Below are 16,519 nucleotides of genomic sequence, written 5' to 3'. Positions count from 1 at the left end.
GATGATCCGTCTCCGGCGCCCCGCGACGATCGCCGCGCTGACCCTCACCGCCGTCGCCATGGCTGTGCTCGGCCTGGCCGGTCCGGCCTCGGCGCACGTCACGATCAACCCGGCCGAGGGTACGCAGGGCGGCTACGGCCGGTTCGCGTTCCGGGTGCCGAACGAGAGCGACACGGCGTCGACAGTCAAGGTCGAGGTGAACCTGCCGGAGAACGCGCCGGTCGGCTCGGTCTCCACCATGCCGGTGGCGGGCTGGACGGTGGCGGTGGAGAAGCGCAAGGTCGACCCGCCGATCGAGGTGCACGGCAGCCAGCTCACCGAGGCGGTCTCCAAGCTGACCTTCACGGCCGCGCCGAACGGCGGCGTGAAGCCGGGCGAGTTCCAGGAGTTCCCGGTGTCGATGGGCCCGCTGCCGCAGGCCGACACGATGGTGTTCAAGGTGCTCCAGACGTACTCCGACGGCAACGTCTCCCGGTGGATCGAGGAGCCGACGCCGGGCGCGGAGGAGCCGGAGAACCCGGCGCCGGTGCTCAAGCTGGCCGCCTCGGCGCCCGCCTCGGCGGGCGCGAGTGCGCCGGCTGCCGCCGCGGCCGACGACGACGATGACGACGACGCCGGCTCCGGCGCGGCCGTCGCCCTCGGCGTGGCCGGCCTGGTCGCCGGACTGGGCGGCCTGGCCCTCGGCGGCCTGGCGTTCGCGCGTACCCGGCGGGAGCCCGCCGCGAAGTCCTGAACGTGAGCGACGCACCGGCCCGGCGGAACGATCCGCCGGGCCGGTCGCCGTCCCGGACGGGTGCCGCCGATATCCGGCGATCGGCCGACGCGCGTCGGTAAGGTCGGCCGGGTAGTTGGCTACCGAGAGGGACGACGCGAATGCGTTTCGTACGCACGATCGCCGGCATGGTGCTGCTGGCGTTGGGGATTCCGGCGCTGCTGGCAGGCGGAGGTCTCTGGCTCGCCGCCCGGCACGCCGGCCCGGACGGCGGCTTCGACGCCCGGTTCGAGCCGGTCCGCACGCCCGCCCGCGCGGTGCTGGTGACCGACGTGGACGCGTTGCTGCGCGCCGACCTGCCGCTGGCGCGCACCGGACAGGCCCGGCTGCACCTGACCGCGCGGGACGACGACGGCCCGGTCTTCCTCGGCCTCGCCCCGACCGACCAGGTGCGAGGGTGGCTGGCCGACGTCCCGCACAGCACCGTGCGCCGCGTGGCGGTCACCCGGGGCCCGCTGCCGGTCGACCTGGACCCGGCCACCGCCGGCACCGGCACCGCCGTGCCGATGACTCAGCCCTTCTGGGTACGCGAGGGCGTCGGCTCCCTGGAGTGGAGCCCGGCGGAGCTGTCCGGCCGGTCGCTGAGCCTGGTCGTCATGCGCGTGGACGGCGCGGACGGGCTCGACCTGCGGATGCGTGCCGAGTTGCGGGCCGGGTGGTTCCCCGGGCTGGCGTGGGCGCTGCTGGCCGGCGGGACGCTGCTGGTAATCCTCGCCGTGGTGGTGCTGCTGCGTCCGCTGCGGCCGCGTGAGGTGGTCTTCGTGGTCGAGCCGGACCAGGTGCCGGTGCTGGCCGGGCGTCTCGGCGTCACCTCGCTGAGCGGGCTGGGCCGCCAGCCGGGCCCGGCGTCGCGACCCGAGCGGCACCTGGTGGCAGTGGGCTCCGGGCCCGGTGGGCGGACCCGCGCGGCGATCGCGCCGCCCAGCCGGTGCCCCGACGGCCGGGACTGACGACGAGAACCCGAACGGCCCTCCGCGCTGCCGACGCGGAGGGCCGTTCTTCACCGGGGGATCGGTGCTACCTGGGAGAAAACTGAGGTAGTTGATACCAGATTAGCGCTGATCGCCATTTGTTGCGAGGTGTGTCCGTTCAGTCCGGGTCATCGGTTTCTCGTCCGCGTGCCGACGGATCGGCAGCGCCGCGAGCACCAGCAGGCTCAGCAGGACGTACATGTTGCGGACCACGAAGTCGACCGGGTCGTCCGTGTGCACGATGGCGGTGCCCCAGTCCTGGAACGTCACCAACCCGTACACGATCGGCAGGCCGACGACGGCGGCCAGCGCGAAGAGGCCGCCGCGACGGCGGGCCCCGGCGGGCGTCGCCGGATCGGCGTCCAGTGCCGCGTCGACGAGCACCACCACCGCGGGAATGAACCAGTACAGGTGGTGGATCCAGGTGATCGGGCTGACCAGCCCGCCCACCAGCCCGGTCAGGGTGAGACCCACCAGCGCGTCCCCCGCCCGGGCCGCGCGCGCCGCCCGCCACAGGCCGAACGCGGCCACCGCCAGCGCGAGCAGCAGCCACAGCAGCCGGTCCGGCTCGGCCGGCGCGGTCAGGCGGCTGAGCAGCCCGAACAGCGACTGGTTGCCGGTGTAGTCGGGGCGGCCCACCCGGTCGGTCACCCACAGCTCGTGAGTCCAGAAGCGCCACGAGTCGCCCGGCGCGACCGCCGCCGCCAGCAGCGTGGCCACCGCCGCTGTCACCGCCGCCACGGCCGCCGCCCGCCACTTCCGCGCGGCGAGCAGGTAGAGCACGAAGATGCCGGGAAAGAGCTTGAGCGCCGCCGCCAGTCCCACGCCCACGCCGGCCCAGCGCCGGCCCTGCGGTACGGCGAACAGCAGGTCGCCGAGGATCAGCACCACGAGCAGCATGTTGATCTGCCCGAGCGTGATCGTCTCCCGGGTGCTCTCCACCGCCAGCACCAGCAGCACGGCGACGGTGAGGCCGAACCCCCGCGGCAGGTCGTGCCGCCGCAGCACCGGCAGTACCAGCCAGCGCGTGGTCACCACCACCGCGGCCACTGTCAGCACCGCGAAGGCCGCGATGGCCACCCCGAGCCGCAGATACCCGAACGGCGCCAGGAGCAGCGCCGCGAACGGCGGATAGGTGAAGTAGAGCGCCCCCTGCACCCGGTCCGGCTGGACGTAGTCGTAGAGCGGGTGCCCGGCCGCCCACCAGTCCATCGCCGACATGTAGATCTTCTGGTCGTAATAGTCGTGCCGCAGGTTGCGCAGGTAGGGCGCCGGCATGATCGCGATCAGCGCCAGCACCACGACCACCCGGCGGGCCGTACGCCCGCCCGCGTCGTCACGGGGGACGGCGGGTGGGGCGACGGGTTCGGCTGGCACGCAGGAAACCCTAGCGGTCCACCTCGGCCGCCGGGCCGAGGCGCGGGCGCGTCGGCGGCGCGTAGTCTGTTCCGGTGGCTGATCTTCTCGTCTGGATCGACTGTGAGATGACCGGGCTCGACCTGCGGCGGGACGCCCTGATCGAGGTCGCCGCGCTCGTCACCGATCCCGACCTCAACGTGCTCGGTGACGGCGTGGACGTGGTGATCCACGCCGACGACGAGGCGCTCGACGGCATGCCGGAGATCGTGCGGACCATGCACGCCAAGTCCGGCCTCACCGAGGAGGTACGCCGCTCCACGGTGACGCTGGCCGAGGCCGAGGACATGGTGCTCGACTACGTGACCAGCTACGTGAAGGACCCGCGTACGGCCCCGCTGTGCGGCAACTCGATCGCCACCGACAGGGGTTTCCTGGCCCGCGACATGACCCGGCTCGACGCGCACCTGCACTACCGGATGATCGACGTGTCCTCGATCAAGGAGCTGTGCCGGCGCTGGTACCCGCGGGTGTACTTCGGGCAGCCGCAGAAGGGCCTGGCCCACCGGGCGCTCGCCGACATCCGGGAGAGCATCCGCGAGCTGGAGTACTACCGGCGGACCGTGTTCGTGCCGCTGCCGGGGCCGGACGTCGAGGCCGCGAAGGCGATCGCCGCCCAGCTCTGACGCCCCGGCCGAACCCGGTGGACGGGGTCGGCCGGAGTGTGGCTATGATTAGTCCGCGCACCGCCCGGGCGACCGGAGCGGCGAGCATGGTGGCTGTAGCTCAGTTGGCAGAGCACCGGGTTGTGGTCCCGGTTGTCGTGGGTTCAATTCCCATCAGTCACCCCAACACGAAGCCCCCTCCTCCGGGAGGGGGCTTCGTCGTATGCGTGGGTCAGGGGGTGGGCTCGACGCTCGGCGTACCGGCGTCCGGCGTGGTGTCGTCCGACGGCGGCTCGTACGGCAGGGCGCTGCCCTTGACGTACTCGTCCCAGCTCATGTTCCAGTCGGTCCAGCCGTTGCCGTTCTGGAGCTTGCGCTCGGTGCCCTTGACGGTGATCGGGTCACCGATGCGGGTGTTGGCGAACAGCCAGTTGCCTTCCTTCATCGAGACGTTGACGCAGCCGTGCGACACGTTCGTGCGGCCCTGCACGCCCTCGGACCAGGGCGCGGCGTGGATGAACTCGCCGCCCCAGGTGAGCCGCTGGGCGTAGTCGATCTCGGTGCGGTAGCCCTCCTCCGGGCCCAGCTCCTCCAGGGTGTCGAAGACCGTGTGCCGGAGCTTCTCGATCACCACCATGGTGCCGCTGGAGGAGGGGGTGCTCTTCTTGCCCAGGCTCACCGGGATGGTCTTGACCACCTTGCCGTCGCGGGTGACAGTCATCCGCTTGGTGCGGTTGTCGACTGTCATCACGAACGACGGGCCGATCTTGACGTCGACGCTGAGGTCGGCGCGGCCGTACCAGCCGCCGCCCAGCGGCAGCCCGCCCGCCTGCACCTTGTAGCTGACCGTGCTGTTGGCCTTCCAGAACGTCTTGGGCCGGTAGCGCACCTCGGTCGGGCTCACCCAGTGCCAGATGCCCTCCTGGGCGGGCTTCGAGGTGACAGTCATCCGGCGCTGGATGTCGTCGCGGTAGTCCTCCGGGATGGCCCGGCCGAACTTCACGATCAGCGGCATGGCCACGCCCACGACCTGGTTGTCGCCCAGGAAGCTGGTGACCCGGATCTGCTTGGCCGGCTTCGCCATCGTGGTGAACGTGCTGGTCGCGGTGGCGGGCTTGCCGTCGTCGCCGGTCGCGGTGACGGTCGCCGTGTACGTCTGCCCGTACTCCAGGGCCGAGGACGGCAGCCAGCTCGCGCTGTCCGCCGCGAGCGTGCCGTCGACGACCTTGCCGGCGGCGTCCTTCAGCTCGACTGTGGTCTCCTGCGCCTCCTTCGTGGTGAAGGTGATGGCGGTGGACGCGGGCACGTCCTTGGCGTCGGCGGCGGGCTCGCTGATGGTGGCCGCCGCCTTCGGGGCCTTCTCGCCCTCGTCGCCGCCGCCCTGCCAGCTCGACGGCTTGTCGCCGCCGCCGCTGGTGCAGGCGGTCAGGGCCATCGCGGCGGCGAGCAGCCCGGCCGCCAGCGCACGGCGGCGGCCGACGCGTCGGGCGCTCGCGCCCCGGATCGGTTCGTCCTGGCCAGCTCGCATGAGTCCCTCACAAAGTGATGCCGTGCCCCGTCGTCTCTGGTCAGACGCGCCGGAGCGGGTACGCGTTGCCGGACGTGAAACGGAACACCCTGCGCGGGTGTAACGATTCCGCCGTCGTCCGGCGCTTTGTCGGAGGTGGCATGTCCGACCACGTTACGCCGGTCAGAACGGCGCCGGCTGCCCGCCCTGCGGAACCGGCAGCGCGCTGCCGGCGACGAACTGCGACCAGCTCATGCTCCACGCCGTCCAGCCGTTACCAGGGGCCAGGCGGCGTTCGGTGCCCTTCACCGTGATCGGGTCGCCCACCATCGTCTTGCCGAACAGCCACCGGCCGTTGGCCATCGACACGTTGACGCAGCCGTGCGAGACGTTGCGGCGCCCCTGCACGCCCTCGGACCACGGAGCGGCGTGGATGTACTCGCCACCCCAGGTGATCCGCTGGGCGAAGTCGATCTCGGTGACGTAGCGGTTGGCCGGGTCGGGCTCGCTGCGGGTGTCGAAGACGGTGGACTCCTTCTTCTCCATCACCACCATCGTGCCGCTGGAGGAGGGAGTGCTCTTCTTGCCCAGGCTGACCGGCAGCGTACGGATGACAGTGCCGTTCTCGGAGACCGTCATCTGCTTGGTCGCGTTGTCCACGGTCATCTCGAACGCGCGGCCGATCTCGGCGGTGGCGCTGCGGTCGATGTTGCCGTAGCGGCCGTTGCTCAGCGGGATCCCGGCCAGCGCCAGCCGGACCGTGATCGTGGTGCCGGTCTTCCAGTACTCCGGGGCCCGGTAGTACGCCTGGGTGCCGTTGTCGACCCAGTGCCAGGCGCCGGGCTGCGGCGGGTCGGTCTGCACGAACATCCGCTTCTGCACCGCCGCCCGGTCCTTCTTCGGGATGCCCGGGGAGAACTCGGCGACCACGGGCATGGCCACCCCGTACGTCTTGCCGCTGAACATGTAGAGGCCGGAGCCGATCATCGACTTGGGCTTGGCCATCGTGGTGAACGTGCTGGTGCCCTGGTAGGTCCGGCCGTCCTTGCCGGCGCCGGTGACCGTGGCGGTGTACTTGGTGCCGTACTTCAGTGCGGCCGACGGCACCCAGCTGGAGCCGTCGCGCCGCATCCGCCCGGCGACGCTGGCGCCGTCGGCGGTGGCGAGCGCCACCTTCGAGACGGTGCCGCCGCCGGGGATGCGGGCGCTGATCTCGGTGCTGACCGGCCGGCCGCTCGCGCCGTCGGCCGGGCTCACCGTCAGCGGCGGCGCGGCGGCGCTGTCGCTGGGTGCGACGCTCGGGTCGGGCGCGGAGGACGAGACGCCGCCGACCTGCTGCTGGCCGGGCACGAACTCCGGCTTCTTCCCCTCGTCGCCGCCGCTGCCGCACCCGGTCAGTGCCAGCGACGCCGTCAGGACCAGGGCGCCCACCGTCGCCCCGGCCCGCGCGAACCTGCCCATGCCCACCCCTGTCCTCGCGTGCCTGGCGGACATCGTGCCGTATCGACGCTCCCGCGCCCGCCCCCGCGCCGGATCAGGTGACCGTTTTGGCCGCTTTCGCCGGTTAAGCTCGTCCGAAGGGTGGACCCCGGTATCGGATTGGAACCCGCCTCGGCGGGCGTGCTAATCTTCTTCCCGTTGTCAGCGAGCGCCGCTAGCTCAACTGGCAGAGCAGCGGACTCTTAATCCGCGGGTTCGGGGTTCGAGTCCCTGGCGGCGCACCAACGAGCAAGGCCCTGACCAGGCGTTCACGCCGGTCGGGGCCTTTTTCGCGTACGGTGCCCCGGTGCGCGCCGGGGTGGCCGCCCGTGGGTGGGACGCCACGTGCGTCACACCGGCCGCAGGGCACCCATGACGTTCCACCGAGGCGCGGTCCGCCCGTCGGCGCCGCTTGTGCGGTCGCCCTAATCTGATCATGATCGTAACGGCCACGATGGATGGTCGGGTGACGACGATCAGGACGGGAGAAGACATGAAAGCCTTCGGACGGCCGCGGATCCGCAGCCTCGTCGCCGCCACCTCGGTCGTGGGCGCCTTGGTGCTCGGTCTGGGTGCGCCCGCGTACGCGGACTACTCGAGCCCGACCTACTCGACGTTGAAGGCCTGCAACGAGGCCCGGCCCAAGTACCAGTCGTCGTGGACGAAGCCGCAGGCGTGCCGTCCCATGTACAACTGGGACGGCACGAAGGTGATCGGTTACGCGTTCCTGGTGAAGACCCAGGGCTAGTGCGGTCGCCCGCCGGGCTGCCAGGAGCGGCACCGGCGGGCGTCCACCCGCCTTCGGCATCGCTCCTCGCGCCAGGGAGGGACAGTGCGCGCCGTACCCGCCGGCAGCTCGGACACGATCCTCGTCTGCATCCGGGGCAACTCCGGCTCGGGCAAGAGCAGCATCGCCCGGGAGCTGCGACGCCGGCACGGCCGGGGCTGCGCCCTCGTCGAACAGGACTACCTGCGTCGCATCGTCCTGCGCGAACGGGACAAGCCCGGCGGCGTGGCGCCCGCCCTGATCGAGCAGACCGTCCGGTTCGCACTCGACCACGGCTACCACGTGGTCCTGGAAGGCATCCTGTACACCGGCCGCTACCGCGACGTGCTGACCTCGCTGCGGGACGGTCACCGGGGGCGGTCGCTGTTCTGCTACCTCGACGTGTCGCTGGCCGAGACGCTGCGCCGGCATCTGACCCGCCCGCAGGCCGCTGACTTCACCGCCGCGCAGATGAGCGGCTGGTACGCCGCGCACGACGTCCTGGGCTGGCCCGGCGAACTCGTCCTCCCGGAGAGCGCCGGTCTGGACCAGGCCGTGGAGGCGATCGCGGCTGCCTCCGGACTGCCTCAGGACGGGTGCGACGACGACAGGCGCTAGCCAGCGTCATTTGCCCTTCCGGTTACTGCAAGGGGCAGTCTGGGGTCATGTTGTCGATCAGCGAGTTCAGCCAGATGTGCCACCTGTCCCCGCAGGCGCTGCGCTTCTACCACGCCGAGGGGCTGCTCGTGCCCGCCGGGATCGACGACCGGACCGGCCACCGCTCGTACGCCTTCGACCAGGTGGAACGGGCCATGCTGATCACCTTGCTGCGGGACACCGGGATGAGCGTCAAGCTGGTCCGGCGCGCCCTCGACGAACCGGACCAGGCGGTCGCCCTGCTCGACCGGCACAGCGACGAGGTCAGCCGGCAACGGCAAGCTCAGGCCGACGCCATCGCTGCGGCCCGCGCCGTCTTCGAGGCGCAGCCCGAACCGCGGTTGCGGCACGTGCCGGCCACGACTGCGGTGGCGCGGCTCGTGCCCGGCACACCGCTGGGCCGGGACGCGCAGGAGTGGGACCGGGCCGAGGAGATCATCACGGCGGCGGCGGCCGACCTGGTCACCACCGTGCGGCAGGCCGGCGTCACCTGCCGGGGTGAGCCGTGGCGGACGCTGGCACTGGAGACGCCGGAGCAGGACCGGCGCGTACTCGACGGCACCGGGCCGTTCTGGACGGTCAAGGTCGCTGTGGATGGCACCCCGGAGACACTGCCGTCCCTGCCCGCCGGCCTGATCGTGCAGACGCCCGACGCCCACGACGAGCTGTCCATCTTCATGCCGGGCCGCAACACGATGGCCAAGTACTGCACTGTGGTCCTGCGCCTGCTCGACGCCGCCCCTGTCGACGGCGACCGGTTCGTGAACCTGGCGCGTCTGCGTCAGGAGGTCCGCCCCGACGGCGTGCTGAGCAGCGCGCCCGTCGAACGCCGGCCGGGGTCACCCACGGAGGACCTTGAGCGCTGAACCCGCCCGCAGCCCGGATGTCAGAAGGTCGGCCAACCCTGACGAAATCGGTGCCCCAGTGCTTTCGACTGGTAATCGTCTTCGCCGATTGCCTCGCTCGCGTCGCGCATGATGATCACCGACGCGTCACTCCGCGGACGAGGGCGATCCCGACGCCCGAATGAGGCGAATATCGCTCGGTGTTCTGACGACACGAATCGGTTTTCCGTTGTCGCTGTTCGGTGCTCCGTGCTGGACCGATGACCTGCCCGAGCGGCTGGCGTGATGCCGCCCGCCGCCATTTCGGTGCGTCCATGAGTCTGATTGGTCCGGCACTGTCTCCCGATGGGCGAGTGCCGCATCGGCTGATTGTTCGATCAATGGCAACTACGCCGTGTCATATTCGAAGATGGTGATGCGTGAAAGTAGTTCGCAATGGTGAAGTGGCCCGTGCGGCGTCAGTTGACTGCGGCAACCATCTACTGATCTGCGGTTTTGAAGATCGATCCGACCGCCTGACGCCACCACTCGTGGGTGCGGCAGTCGCCGAACGCTCCAATGTGGAAGACGCAATCGACTACCGAGCGTGTTGATCGATCGATGGGATGTCCAGTTCGCCGTAATCCGTCCTGACAGAACGTGTCCGACCTTGTGCGCTGAGGCAGGACGCCCTTAGAGTCCCGCTCGCACAACTGGAAAGCACACGGGGGAGGGTTTGTGGCACGTCGAGTGACGGCCACTGTCCGTTCGTGCCTGGCTGCGGGCGTCGCCGTACTGACGGCGGCCGCGTTGGCGGGCGTACCGGGAGAACCGGCGGAGTTTCTCGCCGCTGGACCGGACGGCGTGACAGGTGGCGTGGAGAGCCGGACCGATGAGGCGGTGTCCCTTCGGGCCGCCCGCGAGTCCGGCAAGCCAGTGCAGGTCAAGAGCCTCACATCGGAGACCACCGAGGTCTTCGCCCTACCGGACGGTCAGTTCCGGGCCGAGCTTTCGGTCGGCGCGAGCCGGATCCGGCGCGGTGACCAGTGGGTTCCGGTCGATCTGACCCTGCGCAAGGGCGCGGACGGGCGGATTGCCGCCGTCGCCCACCCGTTCGATCTGGTCGTCTCCGGCGCGCAGCCGAGCGGGACGCAGGAGCTGGCAGTCCTCGGCCACGGGGCCGACCGGCTCGCGGTCGGCTGGGCCGGTCGGCTGCCCGAGCCGAAGCTGGACGGCGGACGGGCCACCTATGTCGACACGCTGCCCGGGGTGGACCTGATCGTCGAAGCGACCCGCGCCGGGATGGAGGCGTTCTTCGTCGTCAAGGACCGCAGCGCCGTGAAGCAGGTCGCCCGGCTCACGCTGCCGATCACCGGGCCGAACGCCGCCCGGGCGGTCCGCGACGCCGGCGGCAACACCGCCATCCAGGACACCGCCGGCCGGGTGGTTGCGCGCACTCCCGCACTGCGAATGTGGGACGCGCGGGTCGACGCGCTCGGCAATCCCACCGCCGAGACGGCGGTTGCATCCACGATCGCCCCTGCCGCCGGGGCCCGTGGAACCGGCCGGCTCGACCTGACGCTGACCCCGGACATGCGCTGGCTGACCGACTCCGAGCGGGAGTATCCGATCGTCATCGACCCGACGATCAACCCGCTGTACACCACCTTCGACACGTTCATCCAGGCCGGCGACACGGTCAACCGGGGCGGCACCGACGACCTCCGGCTCGGTCGGCTCGGTCCGACCGGGCCCGTCACCCGGTCCTTGCTGCGCTGGGACACCGCGGCCCTCGTCGGCAAGCAGATCACCTCTGCCACCGTCTCGTTCTGGAACTGGTGGTCGCCGCTGTGCGAGGGCCGGTCGTGGGAGCTCTGGACCGTGGGGGCCGTGGCCGACGACATGATCTGGGATACCCAGCCGGCATGGAACAACCAGGAGGCGACCACCCTGGCGACTGCCGGCTACGACGCCAGTTGCAACGACGCCTGGGTCGGGATCAGCGGTACCAAGTTCTTCCAGCGCGCGGCGAACGCCGGTGACACCCGCGCCGACATGGGCCTACGGGCCACCGACGAAACCGATTCGAAGTCCTTCAAGCAGTTCCGCTCCCGCAACGCGACCGCCAGTGCCGAGGTGCCCAAGGCCAGCGTCACCTACAACTCGTGGCCGACCGTGACGGCCCGGTCGACCGTCCCTGCCACCACGTGCGCGACCGGGTCGGGTCGTCCGCTCGTCAACACCCTCACGCCGCAGCTCAAAGCAACAGTCACCGATGGTGACGGCACCGCGATGACTGTCACCTTCGAGTGGTGGGCGATGAACGCCGACGGGCCGATCGGTGCGGCGAGCCTCAGCGGCGTCGCCTCCGGGGCCACCGCCGCCGCGACCGTGCCGGCCGGGGCCTTCGTCGACGGCGGCATCTACCGCTGGCGGGTGAAGGCCGCGGACGGGGTCAGCGGCAGCGACATCTGGTCGTCGTTCTGTGAGATGCAGGTGTACACCACGGCCACTCCGGTCACCGGTTGCACCGGCGGAACGGACAGCGACTTCAACGGCGACGGCGTCGCCGACATCGCGATCGCCGACCCGGAGGCCACTGTCAACGGCCAGATCCGTGCCGGCCGCATCAACGTTACGTACGGCGGCGGCACGACGGTGCACACCCTGCACGAGGGTGGGGCCAACATGCCCGGTGCAGCCGAGGCGGGTGACCGCTTCGGCACGTCGATCGCCGCGTACGACGCCAACAACGACGGGTGCACCGACCTGGCGGTCGGCGTGCCGAACCAGGCCGTCAGCGGCCAGGCCCAGGCCGGTGTCGTGTACGTACTGCTCGGATCACCCGCCGGCCTCGCGCAGGGCCCGCCCGCCGTCTCGTACCACCAGGACAGCGCCAACGTCCCCGACGCGGCCGAGGCGTACGACTGGTTCGGCTACGCCGTGGCCGGCAGCCGGACGGCCAGCGGTGAGCCGTACCTCGTCATCGGCGCGCCCGGTGAAGGGCTGGCCAACCCGGTCACCGGGATCGTGCATTACATGCGCGGCACCGTGAACGTGGCAATGTCCCAGGGCAGCGGCATCCCGGGCGCGGCCGAGATCGACGACCGGACGGGCTATGCGGTGGCCGCCTCCACCCACCACTGGGCGGTCGGTTCCCCGGGCGAGGCGATCGGCACCGAGGTCTTCGCCGGAGCGGTGAACGTCTTCAGCCACACGCTGAGCAACGGGCTGCCGACCCTCGCCGCCGGCCTGGAGCAGAACGTCGCCAACGTCTCGAACGACGCCGAGGCCAACGACAACTTCGGCAAGTCGATCTCGATTGCGCCGTACCGGCCCGTCGGTGCTCCCGCCGGCCAGGCCGACTCGCTGGTCGTTGTCGGTGTGCCGGGTGAGGACCTGGTCGTCGCGGCCACCAACACCCCGGCGCCGGACGCCGGGCTGGTGCACCGGTTCCACGTCACGGCCGCGAACACCTTCACCGAACTGCCCGCGATCACGTACGCCTCGGAGGACGGCGACTACCTCGGCGAGAAGGTCGTGGTGGTGAACACCGCGCCGGGCAGCGAGGGCACCAACGCGACGATGTTCGTCGCGATCGGCGTGCCGGGTGAGGACGCGGGCACGTCGGTGGCCGACTCCGGACGGGTACGTGTCTTCCCGGCGCTGGCCAATCCGATCGGCACCCCGACCACGCTGCACCGGGAATCGGGCGGCATGCCGGGGACGGCCGGCGCCCAGGAACTGGTCGGCACCTCGCTCTCGGCCACCTCGCAGCGGCTCTATGTCGGCACTCCCTACGGTGCCGACGCCGTCTACGGGTTCACCTGGTCCGACCTGAGCGCGGGCAACACGGTCCCGAGCGTCACCTGGCAGCCGGGACAGGGCGGTCTCCCCACCGGGCACAGCGCGTTCGGGGCGGCGATCAGCTGATGAAGACCATCGACATGAGCAGTTATCCAGCGGGGGAGGACCAGAGGGTGGCCCGTCGTACGAGAAAACGGGGCCGGGTGTTCACGCTCGGCCTCACGCTCGGCCTCGCCGGCCTGATGTCCACTGCGGTGTTCGTCCAGCCGCCGGAGCCGGCGCCGCGCACCGCCGCGGCCTCGGAGGACCTCGTCCGGGACACCGAGGCCGAGGCGCTGGTGGCCGCGAGGGCACTCAACCAGCCGGTCGAGGTGCTGGCGCACCGCACGGAGTACCGCGACGTCTTCGCGCAGCCGGACGGCACGCTCATCGCCAACGGCCACACGCAGCCGGTGCGGGTCACCCAGGGGGACGCCTGGGTGCCCGCGGACTCGACCCTTGTGGTTCAGCCCGACGGCTCGTACGCCCCGGCGGCCGCGCTGCTCGGCATGCAGCTCTCCCAGGGCGGCACCGCACCGCTGATGGTGGTCACCCGGGACCAGAAGAGCATGACCCTGACCTGGCCGCACGGGCCGCTTCCCGCTCCCGTGGTCGAGGAGAGCAAGGCGACCTACCCGAACGTTTTCCAGGATGTCGACCTGGTCACGAACGTCACCGTCGAGGGCTTCTCGCACGTACTGGTGGTCAAGACGCCGGAGGCGGCCGATCTGCCGGAGCTCCAGAATCTCCGGCTCGGGGTCGCCGCGGTGGGTCTGACCATCGAGGAGACGGCCGAGGGTGGCGTGGTGGCCCTGGACCCGGTCACCGACAACCCGGTCCTGGAGGCGGACGCGCCGACCATGTGGGACAGCGGAAGCCAGGAGGGGGGCGATGCGGCCGCGGCGCGGTCGCTGGACACCTCGTCGACCGACCCGGGCGCGGCCTCGGCCGAGGGACCGGGCGACACGTCGGAGGTGGCTCCGGTCGGCCTCGACTACTCGGACAACACCCTCACCCTCACCCCGGACCGGTCCATGCTGACCGATCCGGAGGCCTCGTTCCCGCTGTACATCGACCCGGTCTGGCAGAGCAGCACCAACAGCGCCTGGGCGATGGTGGACAGCGGCTACCCCAACGAGGAGTACTGGAAGTTCGACGGCAAGCGGCACGAACGGATCGGCCTCTGCCCCAGTTCCTGCAACAACTCGAAGGTCAAGCGCCTGTTCTACCGGCTCGCCACGCCGTACTCGGGCAAGACGATCCTGGAGGCCACCTTCCGGGTCACCCTGCAGCACGTCTACAACTCGACCGCCCGGGCGGCGGCGCTCTACCTGATGCCGGCCGGGATCACCTCCTCCACCAACTGGAGCAACCAGCCCGGCGGCTCGGGCTGGTCCGGAGCGACGCACCTCGCCACCAGCTCACCGACCAAGACGCAGGCCACCTGTACCTCCACCAACCAGAACACGGAGTGGAACGCGAAGGCCGCGGTGCAGCAGGCGGTGACCAAGGGCTGGAGCAACGTGACACTCGGCCTGCGGTCGGTCAGTGAGAGCGACTCGACGCACACCAAGCGGTTCTGCGACAACGGCGTCCTCTCGGTCCGCTACAACCGGGCGCCGGTGATCGCCAACCTCAACGAACTCACCATGTCCCCCGGCGGGCAGTGTGTCTACGGTTCCGGCGCGCCCTACGTGGACGTGCCGCCGCGGCTGAACGCGGTGCTGCGGGACCCGGACCACTCCTCGGCCCACACCGAGCAGATCAAGGCCGAGTTCAAGGTGACCTGGACGCCGGCCGGCGGGACGCTGCAGACGCGCTCGTACACCACTCCGCTGAAGGCCAGCGGATCGGTCTTCTCGTACACGGTCCCGAGTGACATCGCGCAGAACGTCCCCATCTCCTGGGAGGTACGGGCCAGCGACAACACCAGCTGGGGTCCGTGGAGCAGTGAGGGCTCGCGCAACGTCTGTCAGTTCCTCTACGACAAGACCAGCCCCAGCGCGCCCGACGTCGACTCCGCGGTGTACCTGCCGCAGGACGCGGCCGACAACGGGACGGCGAGCGCGTCGAACTGCATCGAGAGCGACGAGTGGCTGGGTTCGATCGGTGTACCCGGCAACTTCGTCTTCGACTCCGCTGCCACGGACGTGGTGGAGTACCGGTACGGCTTCAACACCAACCCGGCGCCGGGCGTGAACGTGCTTCGGCCCACCACCGACGGCGGGCCGGTCACCCTGCCGAACTGGTACCCGGACAAGGAGGGCCCGCGGACGATCAACGTCCAGGCCGTCGACCGGGCCGGCCGGTCGAGCAGCATCGCCTCGTGCACGTTCCGGGTGGGCAAGCGACCGCCGACCGCCCAGTGGTCGCTCGGCGAGGTCGCGGGCGAGGACGGTGCCGGCGACGGGCTCGGTGACAACGACGCGACGGCCGGAAGCGGCGTCACGTTCGGGGTCGAGGGTCCGGGTGGGACGTCCGACACGGCCGCCCGGTTCGACGGGACGGCCGACGCCCACCTCACGACCAGCAAGCCGGTCCTGACCGACACGTCGGCGAGCTTCGCCGTGACCGGCTGGTTCAAGATCGACGATGCCGGCCGCCGGCAGGTGGCGGTCAGCCAGGACGGCACCGGTGAGCCCGGGTTCGCGCTGGGGGTCGAGGGAGGAACCTGGTTCTTCCGGATGCCGGTCAACGACGTCAACTCACTGGGCCGCTGGCAGGTGGACGGTGCGGCGGCCACCACGGGTTGGACGTACGTGTCCGCCATCTTCGACGGTGCGAAGAAGGAGATGTCGCTCCAGGTCGGGAACAACGCCCCGCGCGTCGCCCAGCGCAGGTCGCTGACCAAGTCGCGCGGTCCGCTCCAGATCGGCCGTGTGCTCACCAAGAGCGGTTACGCCGACAACTGGGGAGGGGCGATGGCGGACGTCTCGGTCTTCGACCGGCTGATCATCGCCGACGAGGTCACCGGTCTGCAGAAGACCGCTCCGAGCCGTAAGGCGTACTGGCGGTTGAACGCGGAGACCAGCAAGGTCAGCCCCGAGGAGCGCGGTGGAGCGGGGCTCACCCTGGGCACCGGTGCGACCATCTTCAAGCACCCGGTCCTGTCCCTGCTCGGCGGTGGTCACCTCGCGCTGACCGGTAACGCGGACAGCTATGCCAGCACATCGACCAACGCGGACATGGCGGGCAGTTTCTCGATCAGCGCCCGGGTCAAGCTGACCAGCAACTGTGCCGGTACCCCGATGACCGTCTTCTCGCAGAAGGGCACCAACGGCAGCTCGGTCGTCGTGCGCTGCAACAACGCCGGGCAGTGGGAGCTGGCGATGGCGAGCACCGACACGGTGGCGCCGGAGTGGACCACGAAGGCCACCGACGAGGCGCCGAAGCTGGTCGGCAAGGGTGACCATCTGACCCTCGTCTACAACGGCTACGCCCGCGAAGTGACCCTGTACGTCAACGGGTCCTTCACCGAGGCGATCCAGCTGGTGTCGCCGTTCGTCGCCACCGGCGGGGTGCAACTGGGGCGCGCCTGGCTCGACGGCGCCTTCAAGGAGCACCTGTCCGGCGCCGTCGACGACGTCCGGGTCTACGACGGTGTCGCCGACAAGGTCCTGATCGAGAAGCTCAACGTCCAGGTCCGCGAACAACTCTCGCTCTGACGTGACAGGCG

General features: G+C 70.6%; 11 protein-coding genes and 2 tRNA genes. 10 read left to right on the top strand and 3 right to left on the bottom strand.

Annotation, left to right across the window (positions count from 1 at the left end; genetic code table 11):
• The first annotated feature begins 1 nt into the window (after nucleotide 1).
• Both BFV98_RS13355 and BFV98_RS13350 read left to right on the top strand, forming a co-directional pair.
• Nucleotides 2-733: a YcnI family protein gene (locus tag BFV98_RS13355; RefSeq protein WP_071096498.1), complete on the top strand. Its 732-nt coding sequence runs from the start codon at nucleotides 2-4 to the stop codon at nucleotides 731-733.
• A 140-nt stretch (nucleotides 734-873) separates the two neighbouring features.
• Complete coding sequence (locus BFV98_RS13350) at nucleotides 874-1,722, top strand: hypothetical protein (protein ID WP_071096497.1); 849 nt, start codon at nucleotides 874-876, stop codon at nucleotides 1,720-1,722.
• 102 nt (nucleotides 1,723-1,824) lie between these two features.
• Here the strand turns inward: BFV98_RS13350 and BFV98_RS13345 are convergent, their stop codons facing one another.
• The gene (locus BFV98_RS13345) at nucleotides 1,825-3,120 is read right to left on the bottom strand and encodes a glycosyltransferase 87 family protein (protein ID WP_071096495.1); all 1,296 of its coding nucleotides are present in this window, start codon (nucleotides 3,118-3,120) and stop codon (nucleotides 1,825-1,827) included.
• 74 nt (nucleotides 3,121-3,194) lie between these two features.
• Between BFV98_RS13345 and orn the strand changes: the two genes are divergently transcribed.
• A complete protein-coding gene (gene orn / locus BFV98_RS13340) occupies nucleotides 3,195-3,785 on the top strand; it encodes an oligoribonuclease (protein WP_013474266.1) in 591 nt (196 codons plus the stop codon).
• Nucleotides 3,786-3,874: 89 nt separating this feature from the next.
• Nucleotides 3,875-3,950, top strand: a tRNA-His gene (locus tag BFV98_RS13335).
• A gap of 46 nt (nucleotides 3,951-3,996) precedes the next feature.
• Here the strand turns inward: BFV98_RS13335 and BFV98_RS13330 are convergent.
• Both BFV98_RS13330 and BFV98_RS13325 read right to left on the bottom strand, forming a co-directional pair.
• Nucleotides 3,997-5,292 carry an Ig-like domain-containing protein gene (locus BFV98_RS13330; RefSeq protein WP_071096493.1) on the bottom strand — a complete coding sequence of 432 codons (1,296 nt, stop codon included), beginning with the start codon at nucleotides 5,290-5,292 and terminating at the stop codon, nucleotides 3,997-3,999.
• 162 nt (nucleotides 5,293-5,454) lie between these two features.
• The gene (locus BFV98_RS13325; RefSeq protein ID WP_013284402.1) at nucleotides 5,455-6,732 is read right to left on the bottom strand and encodes an Ig-like domain-containing protein; all 1,278 of its coding nucleotides are present in this window, start codon (nucleotides 6,730-6,732) and stop codon (nucleotides 5,455-5,457) included.
• Nucleotides 6,733-6,919: 187 nt separating this feature from the next.
• On the opposite strand from BFV98_RS13325, the gene BFV98_RS13320 reads away from it, so the two are divergent.
• The 6 genes from BFV98_RS13320 to BFV98_RS13295 all read left to right on the top strand — a co-directional run bounded on the left by BFV98_RS13320 (nucleotide 6,920) and on the right by BFV98_RS13295 (nucleotide 16,508).
• Nucleotides 6,920-6,995 (top strand) — tRNA-Lys (locus tag BFV98_RS13320).
• A gap of 248 nt (nucleotides 6,996-7,243) precedes the next feature.
• Nucleotides 7,244-7,498 (top strand): hypothetical protein, encoded by a 255-nt coding sequence (locus BFV98_RS13315; RefSeq protein ID WP_013284403.1) that lies wholly within the window; start codon nucleotides 7,244-7,246, stop codon nucleotides 7,496-7,498.
• Nucleotides 7,499-7,582: 84 nt separating this feature from the next.
• On the top strand, nucleotides 7,583-8,134 hold the full coding sequence (locus BFV98_RS13310) for a kinase (RefSeq protein WP_030270205.1): 552 nt from the start codon (nucleotides 7,583-7,585) through the stop codon (nucleotides 8,132-8,134).
• A gap of 47 nt (nucleotides 8,135-8,181) precedes the next feature.
• A complete protein-coding gene (locus tag BFV98_RS13305) occupies nucleotides 8,182-9,039 on the top strand; it encodes a MerR family transcriptional regulator (RefSeq protein WP_030270203.1) in 858 nt (285 codons plus the stop codon).
• A gap of 696 nt (nucleotides 9,040-9,735) precedes the next feature.
• Nucleotides 9,736-12,930: a DNRLRE domain-containing protein gene (locus tag BFV98_RS13300; RefSeq protein ID WP_071096491.1), complete on the top strand. Its 3,195-nt coding sequence runs from the start codon at nucleotides 9,736-9,738 to the stop codon at nucleotides 12,928-12,930.
• Between the two features lie 116 nt (nucleotides 12,931-13,046).
• Nucleotides 13,047-16,508 (top strand): LamG domain-containing protein, encoded by a 3,462-nt coding sequence (locus tag BFV98_RS13295; protein ID WP_176921770.1) that lies wholly within the window; start codon nucleotides 13,047-13,049, stop codon nucleotides 16,506-16,508.
• The last annotated feature ends 11 nt before the right edge of the window (nucleotides 16,509-16,519 follow it).

It is taken from the genome of Micromonospora sp. WMMB235, assembly GCF_001855515.1.
In the GTDB taxonomy this organism is placed as follows: Bacteria; Actinomycetota; Actinomycetes; order Mycobacteriales; family Micromonosporaceae; genus Micromonospora; species Micromonospora aurantiaca.
This window is presented reverse-complemented; position numbering and strand designations above follow the sequence as displayed.

Coding starts and splice junctions, on each gene's coding strand:
- BFV98_RS13315 (WP_013284403.1), top strand. CDS start 7,244: ATGAAAGCCTTCGGACGGCCGCGGATCCGCAGCCTCGTCGCCGCCACC.
- BFV98_RS13305 (WP_030270203.1), top strand. CDS start 8,182: ATGTTGTCGATCAGCGAGTTCAGCCAGATGTGCCACCTGTCCCCGCAG.
- BFV98_RS13355 (WP_071096498.1), top strand. CDS start 2: ATGATCCGTCTCCGGCGCCCCGCGACGATCGCCGCGCTGACCCTCACC.
- BFV98_RS13295 (WP_176921770.1), top strand. CDS start 13,047: ATGTCCACTGCGGTGTTCGTCCAGCCGCCGGAGCCGGCGCCGCGCACC.
- BFV98_RS13330 (WP_071096493.1), bottom strand. CDS start 5,292: ATGCGAGCTGGCCAGGACGAACCGATCCGGGGCGCGAGCGCCCGACGC.
- BFV98_RS13325 (WP_013284402.1), bottom strand. CDS start 6,732: ATGGGCAGGTTCGCGCGGGCCGGGGCGACGGTGGGCGCCCTGGTCCTG.
- BFV98_RS13350 (WP_071096497.1), top strand. CDS start 874: ATGCGTTTCGTACGCACGATCGCCGGCATGGTGCTGCTGGCGTTGGGG.